19 protein-coding genes are annotated in these 18,031 nt (G+C 31.4%); 12 read left to right on the forward strand and 7 right to left on the reverse strand.

Features of this window, described 5'->3' with window-relative positions:
- Nucleotides 1-12 precede the first annotated feature (12 nt).
- The 3 genes from EOV51_RS08715 (at nt 13) to EOV51_RS08725 (ending at nt 3,706) form a co-directional block, all read left to right on the forward strand.
- A complete protein-coding gene (locus EOV51_RS08715; protein ID WP_128151891.1) occupies nt 13-939 on the forward strand; it encodes an ABC transporter ATP-binding protein in 927 nt (308 codons plus the stop codon).
- On the forward strand, nt 936-2,243 hold the full coding sequence (locus EOV51_RS08720) for an ABC transporter permease (protein WP_128151893.1): 1,308 nt from the start codon (nt 936-938) through the stop codon (nt 2,241-2,243). Before EOV51_RS08715 ends, EOV51_RS08720 begins: the two co-directional genes overlap by 4 nt.
- Before the next feature lie 107 nt (nt 2,244-2,350).
- A complete protein-coding gene (locus EOV51_RS08725) occupies nt 2,351-3,706 on the forward strand; it encodes a nucleoside permease (protein ID WP_128151895.1) in 1,356 nt (451 codons plus the stop codon).
- Between the two features lie 13 nt (nt 3,707-3,719).
- Here the strand turns inward: EOV51_RS08725 and EOV51_RS08730 are convergent, their stop codons facing one another.
- From EOV51_RS08730 to secD, 3 genes are all read right to left on the reverse strand, one after another.
- Complete coding sequence (locus EOV51_RS08730; protein WP_128151897.1) at nt 3,720-4,277, reverse strand: phosphatase PAP2 family protein; 558 nt, start codon at nt 4,275-4,277, stop codon at nt 3,720-3,722.
- A gap of 2 nt (nt 4,278-4,279) precedes the next feature.
- Nucleotides 4,280-4,570, reverse strand: a complete 291-nt coding sequence (locus EOV51_RS08735) for a Sec-independent protein translocase subunit TatA/TatB (protein ID WP_228427606.1) — start codon at nt 4,568-4,570, stop codon at nt 4,280-4,282.
- Nucleotides 4,571-4,706: 136 nt separating this feature from the next.
- Nucleotides 4,707-7,568: a protein translocase subunit SecD gene (gene secD, locus EOV51_RS08740; protein ID WP_128151900.1), complete on the reverse strand. Its 2,862-nt coding sequence runs from the start codon at nt 7,566-7,568 to the stop codon at nt 4,707-4,709.
- A 220-nt stretch (nt 7,569-7,788) separates the two neighbouring features.
- On the opposite strand from secD, the gene EOV51_RS08745 reads away from it, so the two are divergent.
- The 3 genes from EOV51_RS08745 to EOV51_RS08755 are packed head-to-tail and all read left to right on the forward strand — an operon-like array spanning nt 7,789 to nt 10,348.
- Nucleotides 7,789-8,337, forward strand: coding sequence for an L-threonylcarbamoyladenylate synthase (locus EOV51_RS08745; protein WP_128153329.1), 549 nt, complete (start codon nt 7,789-7,791; stop codon nt 8,335-8,337).
- Nucleotides 8,338-8,352: 15 nt separating this feature from the next.
- Nucleotides 8,353-9,771: a CCA tRNA nucleotidyltransferase gene (locus EOV51_RS08750; RefSeq protein ID WP_128151902.1), complete on the forward strand. Its 1,419-nt coding sequence runs from the start codon at nt 8,353-8,355 to the stop codon at nt 9,769-9,771.
- Nucleotides 9,772-9,778: 7 nt separating this feature from the next.
- The gene (locus EOV51_RS08755) at nt 9,779-10,348 is read left to right on the forward strand and encodes an IS1096 element passenger TnpR family protein (RefSeq protein WP_128151904.1); all 570 of its coding nucleotides are present in this window, start codon (nt 9,779-9,781) and stop codon (nt 10,346-10,348) included.
- A 95-nt stretch (nt 10,349-10,443) separates the two neighbouring features.
- Here EOV51_RS08755 and accC read toward each other — a convergent pair whose 3' ends face one another.
- The 4 genes from accC to EOV51_RS08775 all read right to left on the reverse strand — a co-directional run bounded on the left by accC (nt 10,444) and on the right by EOV51_RS08775 (nt 13,116).
- Nucleotides 10,444-11,799, reverse strand: coding sequence for an acetyl-CoA carboxylase biotin carboxylase subunit (gene accC / locus EOV51_RS08760; protein WP_128151906.1), 1,356 nt, complete (start codon nt 11,797-11,799; stop codon nt 10,444-10,446).
- 12 nt (nt 11,800-11,811) lie between these two features.
- Entirely contained in the window at nt 11,812-12,285 is a 474-nt protein-coding gene (accB, locus tag EOV51_RS08765) for an acetyl-CoA carboxylase biotin carboxyl carrier protein (protein WP_128151908.1), read from the reverse strand.
- A gap of 116 nt (nt 12,286-12,401) precedes the next feature.
- A complete protein-coding gene (gene rpmF, locus EOV51_RS08770; RefSeq protein WP_128151910.1) occupies nt 12,402-12,602 on the reverse strand; it encodes a 50S ribosomal protein L32 in 201 nt (66 codons plus the stop codon).
- A gap of 25 nt (nt 12,603-12,627) precedes the next feature.
- Entirely contained in the window at nt 12,628-13,116 is a 489-nt protein-coding gene (locus EOV51_RS08775; protein ID WP_128151912.1) for a YceD family protein, read from the reverse strand.
- Nucleotides 13,117-13,305: 189 nt separating this feature from the next.
- On the opposite strand from EOV51_RS08775, the gene EOV51_RS08780 reads away from it, so the two are divergent.
- The 6 genes from EOV51_RS08780 to atpA all read left to right on the forward strand — a co-directional run bounded on the left by EOV51_RS08780 (nt 13,306) and on the right by atpA (nt 18,029).
- A complete protein-coding gene (locus EOV51_RS08780) occupies nt 13,306-13,500 on the forward strand; it encodes an AtpZ/AtpI family protein (protein ID WP_128151914.1) in 195 nt (64 codons plus the stop codon).
- A 447-nt stretch (nt 13,501-13,947) separates the two neighbouring features.
- Entirely contained in the window at nt 13,948-15,048 is a 1,101-nt protein-coding gene (gene atpB / locus EOV51_RS08785) for a F0F1 ATP synthase subunit A (protein WP_228427607.1), read from the forward strand.
- A gap of 33 nt (nt 15,049-15,081) precedes the next feature.
- A complete protein-coding gene (atpE, locus tag EOV51_RS08790) occupies nt 15,082-15,279 on the forward strand; it encodes an ATP synthase F0 subunit C (RefSeq protein WP_128151916.1) in 198 nt (65 codons plus the stop codon).
- A gap of 96 nt (nt 15,280-15,375) precedes the next feature.
- Nucleotides 15,376-15,870 (forward strand): F0F1 ATP synthase subunit B, encoded by a 495-nt coding sequence (locus EOV51_RS08795; protein WP_128151919.1) that lies wholly within the window; start codon nt 15,376-15,378, stop codon nt 15,868-15,870.
- 1 nt (nt 15,871) lies between these two features.
- Nucleotides 15,872-16,414 carry an ATP synthase F1 subunit delta gene (gene atpH / locus EOV51_RS08800; RefSeq protein WP_128151921.1) on the forward strand — a complete coding sequence of 181 codons (543 nt, stop codon included), beginning with the start codon at nt 15,872-15,874 and terminating at the stop codon, nt 16,412-16,414.
- Between the two features lie 37 nt (nt 16,415-16,451).
- Nucleotides 16,452-18,029, forward strand: a complete 1,578-nt coding sequence (gene atpA, locus EOV51_RS08805; RefSeq protein WP_128151923.1) for a F0F1 ATP synthase subunit alpha — start codon at nt 16,452-16,454, stop codon at nt 18,027-18,029.
- The last annotated feature ends 2 nt before the right edge of the window (nt 18,030-18,031 follow it).

Here is an 18,031-nt window from a genome sequence, read left to right on the forward strand (position 1 = left end):
TATAAAAAATTAATGGATTACTTTATTCAGGCTAAAAATATTACACGTGCTTATGAAGATAAAATAGCCTTAAACAATTTCAGTATAAATATACCTAAAGGTTGTATTTATGGAATATTAGGTCCCAATGGTGCAGGAAAGACTACTTTTATAAGAATTATAAATCAGATTACGAAACCGGATAGCGGAGAAATATTATTTAATGGAGAACCGTTGCAAGAAAAACATATCTCACAGATAGGTTATATGCCGGAAGAACGTGGGTTATACAAAAATATGAAAATTGGGGAGCAGGCAATATATCTGGCTCAATTAAAGGGAATGAGCAAGAAGACTGCTAAAATGAAATTAGAATATTGGTTTGATAAATTACATATTGAAAAGTGGTGGGATAAAAAATTGAGTGAGTTATCCAAAGGAATGGCTCAAAAAATACAATTTGTAGTTACGGTTTTGCATGAGCCTGAATTATTGATTTTTGATGAGCCTTTTAGTGGTTTTGATCCTGTTAATGCTAATTTGATAAGGGATGAAATTTTAGAACTTAAAGAAAAAGGTACTACCATTTTATTTTCTTCTCACAGAATGGAATCGGTAGAAGAATTATGCGATAATGTTGCTTTATTGAACAATTCTGAAAAAATTTTAGATGGTTCTGTTAAAGACATAAGGCATAAATTTAAAGAAGGAAAATTCAAAGTATCTCTTGCAAATATTGTTTCTGATAAAATTAATAATTTCAGGCTTCTAAGAAGCTTAGAAAATATATCTCAGGATGAAGATACGTATTCTTTTACAGTTAAAATCTCAGACCGTGAAGACTCAAAAACTTTGATCAATGAATTATCAGAGATAGGAGATATTATTTCATATTATGAAGAAATACCGAGTATGAATCAAGTATTTATAGATGCAGTTAAAACTAACAAATATATATGAAAAATATACTTTTGGTAATGAATAGGGAGTTTTTGACTCAAGCCAGAAAAAAATCCTTTATAATAATAACTATTTTAGCTCCTATTTTAATTTTATTGGCTGGAATAATAGTTGCTTATATGGTTAAAATTAATGAAACTAATTCCAAAGTAGCAATTATAGACGTGACAAATCAATTCTATCCAGAATTTAAAAGTGACGAAAAACATACATATAATTTTTATGAACAAAAGGATTTAAAAGCATTAAAAGATTCTTTAATAAAAGGTAAATCTATTGATGCGCTCCTTTATATTCCGGATGTACATGATTCTCTTTTCAATAATCTGGAAACTCATATTCAGTTTTACACCAATAAAAATCTTAATAAATCATTATTATTTTCCATTGAGTCTAATATCAATAAAGTTATTGAAAATAAAAGAAGAATTCAATTAGGACTTAAAAAAGAAGATATTCAGAAATTATCTTCAAACATTTCCTTAAAAATAATGAATTTAAAGGATGGTAAGTCAGATATAAATTCATCAGTTAAAGACATATTGGCTCTTTCACTGATGTATGTTATATTAATGTTTATAATCATATATGGTACTCGAGTTATGAGAAGCGTGATGGAAGAAAAAAATAACCGGGTGGTAGAAATAATTATTTCATCAGTAAAGCCTTTTGAACTTATGATGGGTAAAATACTAGGAACTACACTGGTAGCACTTACCCAGTTTAGTATTTGGATTATGATGACCATGGTTTTACTTTTTGCCGGACAGATATTTTTAGGAAAAGAATTAATGATGAATCCTCATCAAAACGGAATAAACGAATTAATTAATTATGATGCTCAGGTTCAGGTAAAAAATACAATAGATGGTCTTTTAGGTTTAAACTATCCATTAATAATTTTTGTTTTTTTATTTTTCTTTTTAGCAGGATATCTGTTTTATAGCTCTTTTTTTGCAGCAATAGGTGCTGCCGTAGACAATGACACGGAAACACAACAATTTATGCCGATAATTGTAGTTCCACTAATGCTAGGAGCTTACGGGTGTATTACTATTATAAATAATCCCGAAGGTCCTGTAGCTTTCTGGTTAAGTATGATTCCTTTTACATCTCCGATGGTCATGGTAACCCGTGCTTTTTATGGAATTCCGGCATGGCAACTTATTCTTTCAATTATAATTATGATAATTTCTGTTTTTGCAATGATATATTCTGCAGCAAAAATTTATAGAATAGGAATATTAATGTACGGTAAGAAAATCAGTTTTAAAGAATTGATCAAATGGGTAAGACAATCTTAATGAAACCTTGAATAAATCATAAATATTTGTAATCTTTACCTGTAAAATATTTATATATTAGCAAAATTAGAAATAAGATTATTTGCATATAATTAAAAACAGCTAAAATGAGTATAAAACTTCGTTTGATTATTTTGGTTTTCCTTCAGTTTTTTATTTGGGGAGCATGGATGATTACCATTGGAAATTATTGGTTTGAGACCAAACACTGGGGAAATATTGAATTCGGAGCCATATTTTCAACCATGGGTATAGCCTCTATTTTTATGCCTACTTTATGTGGTATTGTTGCAGACCGCTGGATTAACGCTGAAAGATTATATGCAATCCTTCATACACTTGGAGGAATTACATTTCTGGCAATTCCATTTATAGAGACCTCATCTACATTTTTCTGGGCAATTTTAGTAGCAATGATATTTTACATGCCAACCATAGCATTAACTTATTCTATATCTTATAATGCTCTGGAAAAAAATAACCTGGATATTGTAAAGGATTATCCCCCTATACGGGTATGGGGTACTATAGGATTCATTGTAGCTATGTGGGTTACTAACCTATCAGGGAATAAAGCATCAGGAAATCAATTTATAATAGCAGGAACAGTTGCCATATTATTAGGTATTTATTCTTTATCATTACCAAAATGTCCCCCACAAAATAATACATCTCAAAATAAATCACTGGTTCAGATTCTGGGACTAGATGCTTTTTCATTGTTTAAAAACTATAAGATGATGTTGTTTTTCCTGTTTAGTATGTTTTTAGGCGCAGCATTGCAGCTAACCAATGCATATGGAGATACATTTTTGTCTGATTTTGGATTAATAGGAGAATACCAAAACTCTTTGATAGTAAGATATTCTACACTTATTATGTCAATATCTCAGATTTCAGAAACCATGTTCATACTAGCCATTCCTTTTTTTCTTAAAAAATTCGGGATTAAAAATGTTATGCTTATTAGTATGGTGGCCTGGGTTTTTCGTTTTGGATTATTTGCATTTGGTGATCCTACTCAGGGACTGTGGATGCTACTATTGTCGTGTATAGTCTATGGTATGGCATTTGATTTCTTTAATGTTTCAGGTTCACTTTTTGTTGAATCAACGACTAATGCTAAGATAAGATCTAGTGCTCAAGGTTTATTTATGATGATGACTAATGGATTTGGTGCGATATTCGGAAGTTTGATTAGTGGATTTATAATTCAAAAGTTTTTTACTTTAGAATTTACACAGGTAAATGATTTGCTTTCATACTTACATACAGATTTGAACAATCCAGCTATTAAAAATCTCTTATCAGGAAATGAATTCGGAGAAAATGGTATTTTGAAAAATCCCGTTGAAATAAAAGAATGGAAAAATATATGGATTACGTTTGCCTCTTATTCTCTAATTGTAGCCGTATTGTTTGCTGTACTCTTTAAGCATAAGCATAAACCGCAGGATCAATAAACAAAATAATTGGTTAAGGTTTTATAATAAATTTTTGTGATTTACTAAATAACCATCCGATAAGGATTCCTACCAATATACCTGTTATAATATCCAATGGGAAGTGCACTCCCACATAAATTCTGCTGTATGAAACTAATGCAGCCCACGAGAAAAATAAATAAGTAGAATATTTGTGTTGCTTCTTAAATAAAGATGAAAGATAAACTGCTAAACCAAATGAATTTGCTGCATGGGCAGAAAAAAAACAATAATTACCTCTGCATCTATCAATAACTAATCGGAAAAGTCCATCAATTTCCTGATTTTTACATGGTCTTGGACGTTTTATCCAATGTTTAATTAATGAAGCAAAATTATCTGTAATTAAAATCATTAAGCCAATACTTAAGCCAATTAAGAGTGCCTTTTTCCATCCAAATTTTTCTATTACTATAATAAAAATCATTAGATAGACTGGTATCCAATAGTATTCATTGGTCATAAATAACCAGAATTGATCAAAGTTGGAACTTCCCAGATTATTTAAGAATAGGAATAGCTCAGTATCCCAACGTACAAATGTATTCATAGTTATCTTTTTACCGGGCCGTCAAAAGAATCATCCAGCATGTCATCAACGGTATTTTTGGAATCCTGTATAGTTTCTTCCATTGTATTTTTCGCCTCTTGTATTTCATCCTCAATTTCTTTAACAGCACCGCTCTCTTCAATTTGAGACATCACTTCTCTTTTTATATTATCAGTAGCATCTTTCATGGCTCTAACACCTTGGCCTAAGCCACGGGCAATTTCTGGAATTTTATCTGGACCGAATAACAATACGGCTACAAAAATAATGACAATAATTTCTCCGAAACTCACAATTTGAATTTTATTTTTACAAAGTTACATTTTCTAAATTATATATAAATGCACATAGTTTAAAATTATTAACTAGCTATAAATAAAAAAGGACTCAATATCAATTGAGTCCTTTGTTTATAATCTAGTATTAATATTAGTTTTTTGCTAATTTAGGTTCCGTTTCTTTATCATAACTATATTTAGTTAAATCATAAGAAAGAGCCGAAGCTATATAAATGGAAGAATACATACCAAATGTAAATCCTAAAAATAAAGCAAACATAAATCCTTGTAAGCTTTCACCTCCAAAGAAGAAAATTATTACAGTTACCATAATGGTGGAAACCCCCGTGTTAATAGTTCTTCCTAAAGTATGATTAATAGCATCATTATACAATTCTTCCAGAGTCATCAGGTGATGAACGTTATTTCTTTTATTTTCTCGGATCCTATCAAATACAATTACTGTATCATTAATAGAGTAACCAATAATAGTAAGAATAGCAGCTATAAAAGATTGATCTATTTCTACAGAAAACGGTATAATTTTAACCCAGCTAAGTACTGAGAATACACCCATTACTATTACAGAGTCGTGTAGTAAAGATATAACAGCACCTGTAGACATTTGCCAGTTTCTAAATCTGACAAGAATATAAATAAATATACCTCCTAAAGCTATGGATACAGCAATAATTCCACTTCTGACTATTCCGCTGGCAACAGTTGGTCCAACCTCAGAAGCTGATTGAATACCATACGGAGATCCTTTAACAAAATTATCTTTAGAATAGTTGGCAGGTAAAAAACTTTTAAGACCTTCATATAATTTTTCTCTTATTACAACATCTATATTCGGATCGTTACTATCCATACCGTATTTAGTTGTAATTCTTACCTGATTACTTTCCCCGTATTGTTTTGCATTAATATTATTAGATTCTCCGTTCTTTACAAAAAGTTTTTCTAAAGAATTTGAAATTTCTTCAGGATGAATATTTTTTTCCAGCTTGATTACATATGTTCTACCTCCCGTATAATCTACCCCTTTGTCAAAACCTTTAGTAAAGATTGATGCAATAGCAATTATCATTAAAATGAATGAAAAAATGTAAGCAAATTTTCTTTTTTCCATCCATTTGAAATGAACATTAGTAAACCAGTTTTTTGTTATGTTAGTAGTTAAAGAGAAAGTTTTCCCTTTATCCATAGCGCCATAAATAAGCATTCCGGTTATAAATATTGCAGTAAATAAAGTACAGAATATACCGATAACTAAAGTAACAGCAAATCCTTTGATAGGACCGGTGCTGAACAGCAAAACTATACCAACGATAAGGGTAGTAAGGTTTCCGTCAATGATGGCAGCCAGCGCATGCTTTTGACCTTCCATGAAGGCTTGTTTTAACGGTTTACCCAATCGTAATTCTTCCTTGACCCTTTCAAATATAATAATGTTCGCATCTACTGCCATGGCCATAGATAGAACGATACCTGCAATACCCGGAAGAGTGAGGACAGCTCCTGTAGAAGCCATAATTCCGATTAAGAAAAATAAATTTATTATTAAGGCAATATTTGCGTATAAACCAGCTTTACCATAGTAAAATAGCATCCATGCTAAAATAAATACATAAGAAACAACAATAGATAATAAACCATTGTTAATGGATTGTTGACCTAAAGTTGGACCTACGATTTCAGATTGAATAATTTTAGCTTTGGCTGGTAAGTTTCCGGATTTTAGTACGTCTACTAAGTCATTTGCTTCCTGTTCACTAAAATTACCGCTGATTATGGACTGCCCGTTAGGAATTTCAGTATTGACATTTGGTGCGGTATATACAACTTCATCTAATACTACTGCTATAGGTTTTCCAATATTTCTTTTAGTAAGATCTTTCCAGGTTACTGCACTTTCTGGACTCATCTGCATACTGATTTGTATACGGTTAAATTGGTCGAAAGTTATATGAGCTTCCGTTACAGCTCCAACTAAAGGTGCTTTGTTATTTTTTGTACCTCTTATAGCATATAATTCTAATTCGTTAGGAAAACGAGAATCCGGTTTTGAAGCCCATAGGAATTTAGAATATTTTAATGATACAGGTAATAATTTTTTAGCTTTATCTGAGAAAATTATTTGATTAACAGCAGCTGTATCCTGAATTTTAGCAACAGCTACAGCATTTGAACGGTTAGATGGAGCTAATAACGCAGATAATTTATTATTTGCAATTTTTTGATTAGCATCCATTAAATAAGCCCAGACTGAAGCTTGATCAAAAACTTCCCAAAACTCAAGTCTTGCTGAAGTTTGTAAAAGTTTTTTAACACGATCTGCATCTGTTACTCCGGGTAGTTCAACTAAAATTCTACCGGTTCCGGGAACCCTTGCAATGTTAGGCTCATCAATATTTAGTTTTTTTATACGAGCTCTAATTACATCAATAGCTTTATTGACTTTAGACTCGACAACACCGGAAATATATTTTTCTACATTAGCATCAGAAGTGTTATACTGAATTTGTCCGGATAAATCTTTTGTCCCGAAAACATCAGGAGAAGATAATTTTAAATCAGGTTGCCCTAATTCTTTTTTAGCCGATTCAAAAGCCTTGAAAAAGTTAGATGTATAGGTTGCATTAGATTTGACTTCCTGAGAAGTTGCAATATCCAGTGCTTTTCTGAATACAGGATTTTCAGAATTGTCTGCTAAATCTAAAAGTAAATCTTTTTCAGAAATTTCAAGCAATAAATTTAAACCTCCTTTAAGGTCTAATCCAAGCTTCATTTCTTTCTTTTTAGCATCGAAATAATTTAATTTAACAATTCCTAGATTCAGTGTGTCTTTAGCTAATTTCTCAAGCTCTGTTCTTTTACTGGCCTCAGTTCCGTTAGATAAACTATTTGCTTTAGATTCAATACGGTTAACATAAAATGTCGGAAATAATTCCGCCAGACAAATTAACGAAAGAACAATAGCAAAAAATTTAACAAATCCTTTTCCTTTCATTGTGAAATTTTAATATGTATAATATTTTTATTTTAGTCTGCAAATATAGCAGACTATTTCATGTCAGCCAATTATTTATAAGTTTTTTTTATACTGCTTTATAAATAAATAAGGAGGAATATTAACTCAATGTTAAATGAATTAAAAAAAATAATATTTGTATTTGAAAAATCATATCCATTTATATATTTGCATTTTTAATTTTATAATGAAGGAAGAAATAGAAAGAGCAGTTGAAGTCTTAAAACAAGGAGGAATTATTCTTTACCCTACAGATACAATATGGGGTATAGGCTGCGATGCTACTAATGAGGAAGCTGTAAATAAAATATATAAATTAAAAAATCGGGAGAAGGGTAAAAACTTAATACTATTGGTTGAGAATGAAAGACGGTTGCAAAACATTGTTGAAGTACCTACATTAGCCTGGGATTTAATTGATATGTCCGAAAAACCGTTAACTATTGTTTATGATAACCCTAAAAATTTACCTCCAAACTTAATATCTGAGAATAATACAATAGGAATAAGACTCACTAAAGATGAATTTTGTAAGAAATTAATATCTAAGTTAAATAAACCGTTAGTGTCTACTTCAGCTAACTTAAGTGGACAGCCATCTCCGGAAAAATTTGACTCAATTTCAAGTAAAATTTTGGAAGGTGTGGATTATATAATAAATTTGCGCCGTGAAGAAAAAAGTTTGTACCCGGGATCTTCGGTAATACAACTTTCTGTAGATGGAAAAATTAAGATAATAAGAGAATAAGAGAATAAATATTTCATGGATTTAACTCAGGCTATACAAGCACCTATATTTAAACAGCTATCAAAAATTGCAAGTGAAAAAAAGCAAAGAACTTTTGTCATTGGTGGTTTTGTTCGTGATTATTTATTAGGTAATACTGAGGCTGAAGATATTGATATAGTTACTGAAGGAAGTGGAATAGAATTAGCTACTATTTTAGCTGAAACTTATAAGCCTAGACCTAAGGTTTCCTATTTTAAGCGTTTCGGTACCGCTATGGTCAATATAAAAAATTGCGATATTGAATTTGTAGGTGCCCGTAAGGAAAGTTATACTCCCGACAGTCGTAAGCCTTTTGTGGAAAACGGAACTATAGAAGATGATCAAAAAAGAAGAGATTTTACAATAAATGCCTTAGCAATAAGTCTAAATGAAGATGATTACGGAATGCTTATTGATCCGTTTAATGGATTAAATGATTTAAATAACAAGATTATTCGTACACCCCTAGATTCTGATATAACTTATTCTGACGATCCTCTTCGTATGATTAGAGCTATTCGTTTTGCTACAAGATTAGGTTTCCAAATTGAAGAAAAATCATTCGAAGCTATAAGAAGGAATGCCGTACGTTTTGATATTCTTTCCAAAGAAAGAGTTGCAGATGAATTTAATAAGATAATGATGACTCCTCAGCCAGGTATAGGACTTAAATTGTTATTCGAAGCAGGGCTTCTGGAAAGATTTTTGCCGGAACTTACCGATTTGCAGGGAATTGAAGAGATTGAAGGACAGAAGCATAAAGATAATTTTTTTCATACATTGGAGGTAGTGGATAATATAAGTCAAACAACTGATAATTTATGGTTACGTTGGGCGGCATTACTTCATGACATTGGTAAAGCAAGAACTAAGCGTTTTGATAAAAAAATAGGTTGGACTTTTCATTCCCATGAATTTGTTGGTAGCAAAATGGTAGTTACTATATTTAAAAGATTAAAGTTACCTCTGGGCGATTCTCTCAAATATGTCCAGAAACTAGTACAATATAGTTCCAGACCAATATCGTTAATTACCGATGATGCCACTGATAGCGCATTAAGACGTTTACTTTTTGATTCCGGGGATGATATGGAAGATTTGTTTCTTTTGTGTAAAGCAGATATCACGACAAAGAATGAAAAAAAACAGGCTCAATTTAAAAAGAACTTTGAATACGTAGAGCGAAAGATTAAGGAAGTAGAAGAAAAAGATAAAATACGAAATTTTCAACCTCCTATCTCAGGAAATGACATAATGAATACATTTGAAATTTTAGAAGGAAAACAAATAGGAATAATCAAAGAAGCGATAAAAGAAGCAATATTAGAAGGAGTTATAAAAAATGAGTATAAAAATTCATTCGATTATATGTTAGAATTAGGAAAAAAATTAAATTTGAAACAAAAAAACTAAACTCAGTATGATTTATAAAATTAGAGTAATCCTTGAAACCGAAGATGACGTTTTTCGGGATATTGAGATTAAAGAATTACAAACTTTGTGGAATTTGTATGAAGGTATTAAAAGCGCTTTCAGTTTACAAGGAGATGAGTTAGCTTCATTTTATAAATCTGACGGAAACTGGAACCAGGGGCAAGAGGTTCCTTTAGAGGATATGTCAGATGAAGGTGATGGGGAAACAATGTCTGATGTTTATATCAAAGAAGCTTTTTCAAAAGTAGGAGACCGAATGCTTTTCGTTTACGACTTTATGAAAATGTGGTCATTTTATGTAGAATTACTGGATATAGTTGATAAAAAAGCTATAGGGAATTACCCTCTGACTGTATACAGATTTGGGAAAATGCCATTGAAAGCTCCAGATAAAAAATTCTCTTTATCTCCAGATATAGATGATTTTGGAGGAGTGGATGATGTAGATCTTGATATCAAATTTGAAGATGAAACAGAAACGTTTGATGATGAAGAAGAAGATACTTACGAAAATCATGATGCTGAAGCCATTTCTGATGAAGATGATGAAGATTAAAAAATAGAAATAACTTTTATTATAAAAGTTATTAAATCAAATAAAAAAGCTGCTAATTGATTAGCAGCTTTTTTATTTTAAATATATTTTTAAATTTAATGATTGTTATAATTTTCATCAAGTATAAAATCTTCCATAAATTTAGTCGTGTAATTACCGTCAATAAAATTAGAATCTTCCATTAATTGTTTATGAAGAGGTATAGTTGTTTTAACACCCTCAATATAAAATTCATCAAGAGCTCTTTTCATTTTAAGTATTGCCTCATCTCTGGTTGGAGCAGTAACAATAAGCTTAGCAATCATAGAGTCGTAAAATGGAGGTATTTTATAACCGGAGTATACATGAGTATCTATACGTACACCATTTCCTCCAGGAATATTCAGTCCGGTAATGGCTCCTGGGGAAGGTCTGAAGTCATTATAAGGATCTTCAGCATTTATTCTGCATTCAATAGAGTGAAGTTTAGGGTAAAAACTATGTTTCGGAACTTTTGTTCCCCCTGCTAATTCAATTTGAAGTCTTATAAGATCCAGATCGGTTATTTGTTCAGTAATTGGATGTTCCACCTGAATACGGGTATTCATTTCCATAAAATAGAAATTACGGTGTTTATCAACTAAAAATTCAATAGTACCTACACCTTCATAACCGATATATTCAGCTGCTTTTATAGCCGCTTTACCCATCTCTTCACGAAGTTCATCAGTCATGAAAGGGGAAGGAGTTTCTTCGGTTAATTTTTGATGCCTTCTTTGTACAGAACAATCTCTTTCAGATAAGTGAATAGCTTTTCCATATTTATCTCCGGCAATTTGAATTTCTATATGTCTGGGTTCTTCAATAAGTTTTTCCATGTACATACCACCGTTACCAAAAGCAGCTTCGGCTTCCTGAACAGCAGATTCCCATGATTTAGTAAGGTCTTCCTCTTTCCAGATAGCACGCATACCTTTTCCACCACCACCTGCTGTTGCTTTAATCATCACAGGATAACCAATTTCTTTCGCTATCTTTTTAGCTTCTTCGTAAGACCCGATAAGTCCTTCAGAACCAGGAACGGTAGGAACTCCAGCTTCTTTCATTGTTGCTTTTGCTGAAGCTTTATCACCCATTCTATCAATATTTTCAGGTGTAGCACCTATAAATTTAATTCCCATTTTTTGGCAGGATCTGGAAAAATTTGCATTTTCAGATAAGAATCCATACCCAGGATGTATTGCATCTGCATTGGTTATTTCAGCTGCAGCCAAAATATTTAATGGGTTTAAATAAGAATTTTTACTGGCCGCAGGACCAATACAAACTACTTCATCTGCAAATCGAAGATGCAGACTTTGAGCATCAGCAGTAGAATAAACAGCAACAGTTTTTATTCCCATTTCTTTAGCAGTCCTGAGAATTCGCATAGCAATTTCCCCTCTGTTTGCAATCAGAATTTTCTTAAACATAAATCAATAATTTTAAGATGGGTCTACTAAAAATAAAGGTTGATCGAATTCTACTGGAGAAGCATCATCTACTAAGATTTTAACAATCTTACCAGACACTTCTGATTCTATTTCGTTAAATAATTTCATTGCTTCTATAACACAAACCACACTTCCTATGCTTACCGTATCTCCAACATTTGTAAAAACGCTTTTATCCGGTGATGGCTTTCTGTAGAAAGTTCCGATCATGGGTGATTTAATTGTTATATATTTAGAAGTATCTTCTGTAGAAGCAGGGACAGTGGCAGGAGCAGAAGGCTGTTCAGCCGGTGCAGAAACCTGTGGTAAAGATTGTATCTGTTGTTGAGAAACCGATGGGGTATAGACTACTGAACCATTATTGGTTTTTATTGAAATCTCAAAATCCTCAGTTTTATAAGTTACTTCTGCAACATCAGATTTAGATACAAATCTTATTAAATTTTGAATGTCTTTAATGTCCATGAGCTAAAGCTTTTATTATTGTTTCAAATATAAAGTAAATTTGTTAATACACAAAAAAACCATTTAACATATTAATTAAATGGTTATATTTCTCAAATTGAATCAGTTAGATATTATTAATCTTCTACTTCTTCAACATTTTTTTCCATTACTACTTTACCTCTGTAATAAAGTTTACCTTCATGCCAGTATGCTCTGTGAAATAGATGTAATTCACCGGTAGCAGAACATTTTGCTAATTGAGGAACTGATGCTTTGTAATGAGTTCTTCTTTTATCTCTTCTTGTAGATGACTGACGTCTTTTAGGATGTGCCATAATTCCTTAAGTATATTTTTTATTTTTATTCTGTTTCTGTGTCACCTTCATCAGGTAGACTGTATTTTTCAATTAGGTCTGTATATTCATCTTTATAGCCTTCGGCATATCTGGGATGAATACGCTTCATAGGTATGGATAAAAGTACGCTTTCAAATATAAACTGGGCAATATTAACGCTATAAGCCCCCATAGGAATGATTAAAACCTCTTCGTTACTGTCATCAAATTCTTCACCGAATTTGACCAAAATTTTAATTATGTTATGAACAGATTCAACATAAACTTCGTCGGAAATATCACATTCTAATTGAACTTTTCCTTCTGTTTTAATTTCAAGCTCTAAAAATGAAGAATGTTTAGTAAGCGTTGCATCTACTTCAATTTTAGGCTCTTTGAATTCCTGCTCAAAAGTAAATAAATCAAAAAACTTTTGATCAGCAAACATCTTAAAGCTATGTTTACCAAGCTTTAATGATGAAAATAGGATATCATAATTGCGTAACTTTTCCATAAAAATGGATTGCAAATTTAAGCATTTGTTCGGGAACTGCAAATTTTTTTTGTTTTTACTTTAAAGGTAACTTTCTTGTACGTAAAAAATTGTATTATTAAACAGGCTTTGTAAAGCCATATTTATATATTAATATTTTTTGATTCTGATAAGTTAATATCTACCTTTGCTTATTATATTAAATAATAAATGAAAGATTATGCGTTTTATTCTGGATTAGGAATGCAACTTTTAGTTACGATTTTACTTTTTGCAGGAGCAGGTTTTTATATGGATAAAAAATACAATAATAATAATCCTTTGTTTATTATCATATTCAGTCTATTAGGAATAGGGTTAGGCTTGTTCAGTGTAATAAGACAAATAATAAAAAAACAAAAATGAAAAAAAATACGTTCTTATATTTATTTATAAACATTCTTTTAGCTATTATCTTTTATATATTGATAAATACATATAATTGGGCTAATGCATCTTTAAAGAATTTTACTTCCAATTCCTATATTATTATAAGTTTTTCCTCTGTTTTTGTCTATTTTGGAGCTTTAACAGCCGCTATTATAGATAAAGGTAAAATACTATTTATGTATTTATTCTGTTCATTACTGAAGAATGCGATATTATTATATGGTTGTTACAAATATCCGCAAATTGTAAAGGAATTGATTGTTATAATTTGTCTTATTTATATAATATTGATGATTATAGAGATTATATTTATTTTAAAATTAAATAAATACGGAAAGTCTACAGCTTAACTGTATGATTAAAATCATATATATTGGAATTTTGCTAAAAATAATTATATTTGCAAACCTACGAATGAGAAATATGAAAAGATTTATATTAAGTATTTTAACTCTACTTTTTACAGTAAATTTAGCTTTAGCTTCGGGTGGCGAAAAACATTCAGAAGAATTCAATCCTACAGAAACTGCCATGCACCATGTTAAAGATTCACATCAGTTTGATATCTGGGGACATGATTTAACCATTCATTTGCCTATAATTTTATGGACAGAAAATGGGCTGGTAACTTTTTCATCAAAAGAATTTCATGGAGATGATAGTGGTGAAGTTATTGTAGAAAAAAATGGAATGAAATTTACCAAATTCCATGAAAAAATTTATTATGCTAATTCCAAGAAAAATGATCAGGGTGATTATATTACCGAATCAGCTAAAATTGTTCATTTAGATGATCAGCATCATCCAATAAATAAAAAGCCATGGGATTTTTCAATAACTAAAAATGTATTTTCAATGTGGTTATCATTAATACTTTTATTAGTTGTAGCCATCTCTGCAGGTAGGTTTTACAAAACAAGTAAGTATAAAGGAGTGCCTAAGGGAGCAGCAAAAGTAATTGAGCCGCTTGTAGTTTTTGTTAGAGATGATATAGCAATTCCAAATATAGGAGAAAAAAAATATAAAAAATATATGCCTTATTTATTAACCGTATTTTTCTTTGTATGGTTAAATAATGTAATGGGGCTTATACCTTTTTTTCCTTTTGGAGCTAACTTAACCGGAAATATTGCTGTAACATGTACATTAGCTGTATTTACTTTTATAATAACAACCTTCAGTGGGAATAAAAATTACTGGAAGCATATATTCTGGGCTCCGGGAGTACCCGTACCTATGAAAATATTTTTGGCTCCAATCGAACTGATAGGAATGTTTACAAAACCATTTTCTTTGATGGTTCGTCTATTTGCTAATATTACAGCTGGACATATCATTATTTTAAGTTTGGTTTCTCTGATATTTGTATTTAAATCTTATTTAGTTGCACCTGCATCAATTATAGCAGTTGTATTTATAAGTGTAATTGAAATATTAGTTACAGCTTTACAAGCCTACATATTTACAACCTTATCAGCCTTGTATTTTGGAATGGCTACAGAAGAGCATCACGAAGAACATTAATTTAAATTATATAAATATAAACACATCGAAATTATGGGAATTTCAGTAATTGGAGCAGGTTTAGCTGCTATTGGAGCAGGTTTAGGAATTGGTTTAATTGGCGGTAAAGCTATGGAAGCAATTGCAAGACAACCGGAAGCTCAAGGAAAAATCCAGTCTTCAGCTTTAATTTTAGCTGCATTAATCGAGGCGGTTGCATTATTTGCAATAGTTGTTTCTTTGATTAAGTAAGACAAAAAAAATGAAAACCCGAATTTAACGGTTGGTTATTCGGGTTTTTCTTATAAGAAAAAATTAATTATTATATAAAGAGTAAAATAAATAGATATGGATTTATTAACACCTGAAATTGGATTAGTATTTTGGATGACAATATCCTTCATTGTCTTATTGATATTATTAGGAAAATTTGCCTGGAAACCTATTCTAAAAGCTTTAGAAGACAGAGAAAATACAATTCAAAAATCTTTAGATGAGGCTAAAAATGCCAGAGAAGAAATGGCTAAGCTAACATCCGAAAACGAGAAAATACTTAAAGAGGCTCGATTAGAGAGGGAAAGTATTTTAAAAGAGGCTCGTGAAATTAAAGATAAAATTATCAGTGATGCTAAAGAAGCTGCATCTGATGAAGGAGATAAAATAATAAGAGCAGCCAAAGAAAGTATTAATAACGAAAGAATTTCTGCAATCAACCAGATCAAAAGTGAAGTGGCAGACTTATCTGTAGATATAGCTAAACAGGTTCTTCAAAAAGAATTATCTTCAGAAGAAGAACAGAAAAAGTTAGTTGAATCGTTGGTTAATAAAGCTAAACTTAACTAACATGGCTGTATCAAGAGTTGCAAGAAGATATGCTTCAGGGCTTTGGGATTATGCGCTTTCAGTTAACGAAACTGAAGTAGTTGTTCAAGAAGTGCAGTCAATTATAGAGAATATTCAGGAAAACAAGCATTTTCAATTGTTTTTAAAATCTCCTATCATTGAAACCTGGAAAAAAATTCAGATTACCGATGAAATATTTAAATCATTTTCTGCCACCACCCGTCATTTCATAACTTTAGTATTAAAGCATAAAAGAGAAAATATCTTACTTGAAATATCTAAAGATGTTTTAAAACTAAATGACGAATATAAAGGCATACAAAGGGTAGAGATAACTTCCTCAGTACCTTTGGATGATGAATTCTTGAATAAAATTATTGCATCAGATCCGAATATTAACCCGGAAAAGGCTATCATTGAAAATATTGTAGATCCATCTCTTATAGGCGGTTACATATTACGAATGGAAGATCAACAAATAGATGCAAGCGTTAAAACTAAACTAAATAATATTAAGAAAAAATTAGGTGAAAAAGTATTTTAAGAATATTTTTTGAATTAATTATTAAATAAGAACCACTATGGCAGATATAAAACCAGCAGAAGTTTCTGCAATATTAAAACAACAATTATCAAATTTTGATCAAAATGTTTCTTTAGATGAAATAGGAACTGTATTACAGGTAGGTGATGGTATTGCTCGTATTTACGGATTGAGTAAAGCAGAACAAGGAGAATTGGTTCGTTTTTCTAACGGATTAGAAGGAATGGTTCAGAACTTGGAAGAAGATAATGTTGGGGTTATGCTATTTGGAAAATCCAGCGGTATAAAAGAAGGAGATATAGTTAAAAGAACTAAAACCATAGCGTCAATAAATGTTGGGGATGGAATGATAGGCCGTGTGGTTGATACCTTAGGTATTCCTATTGATGGTAAAGGTCCGATAACAGGAGAATTGCTTGAAATGCCATTAGAAAGAAAAGCTCCGGGAGTAATATATCGTCAACCTGTAAATGAGCCATTACAAACAGGGATTGTTGCTATAGATTCTATGATTCCGATCGGAAGAGGACAAAGAGAGTTAATTATTGGTGACCGTCAGACAGGAAAGTCAACAGTAGCTATTGATACTATATTAAATCAAAGAGAATTTTACGACAGAGGAGAACCTGTATTTTGTATTTATGTTGCAATAGCACAAAAAGCATCTACAGTAGCACAAATAGTAAAAACATTAGAAGACAAAGGAGCCATGGCATACACAGTAGTAGTAGCTGCCAATGCTTCAGATCCTGCTCCAATGCAGGTATATGCTCCATTTGCCGGAGCCTCTATAGGAGAATTTTTCAGAGATACCGGAAGATCTGCATTAATTATTTATGATGATTTATCTAAACAGGCAGTAGCATATCGGGAAGTATCTCTTTTATTAAAAAGACCTCCGGGACGAGAAGCTTATCCAGGAGATGTTTTTTACTTACATTCAAGATTATTGGAAAGGGCAGCTAAAATAATAGCTAACGATGAAGTAGCATCAAGCATGAACGATTTACCTGAATCTTTAAAAGGAAGAGTAAAAGGAGGTGGATCTTTAACAGCGTTACCAATTATTGAAACGCAGGCGGGAGACGTTTCTGCCTATATTCCTACCAATGTGATATCGATTACAGATGGTCAGATTTTTCTTGAATCTGATTTGTTTAACTCAGGAGTAAGACCAGCTATCAACGTTGGTATTTCCGTATCCAGAGTAGGAGGTGCAGCACAAATTAAATCAATGAAAAAAGTTTCCGGAACACTAAAGATCGATCAGGCACAATACCGGGAACTTGAAGCTTTTGCTAAATTTGGTTCCGATTTAGATGCAGCTACAGCTGCTGTGATTGCTAAAGGAGAAAGAAACGTTGAAATTTTAAAACAATCTGTTAATTCACCTATGCCGGTGGAAGAGCAGGTAGCAATAATATATGCAGGGACTCAAAATTTATTAAAATCAGTACCCGTTAATAAGGTAAGTGATTTTAAAGCCAATCTAACAGATACATTAAGAACTAAGCATGCCGATTTATTGAAAGATATTAAGGCCGGAAAAATAGATAAATCTATAACTGATGCTTTAGATACAATAATAGCTGAAGTAGTTAAAAATTATTCTTAATA

Source organism: Apibacter raozihei, assembly GCF_004014855.1.
GTDB classification, from domain to species: Bacteria; Bacteroidota; Bacteroidia; order Flavobacteriales; family Weeksellaceae; genus Apibacter; species Apibacter raozihei.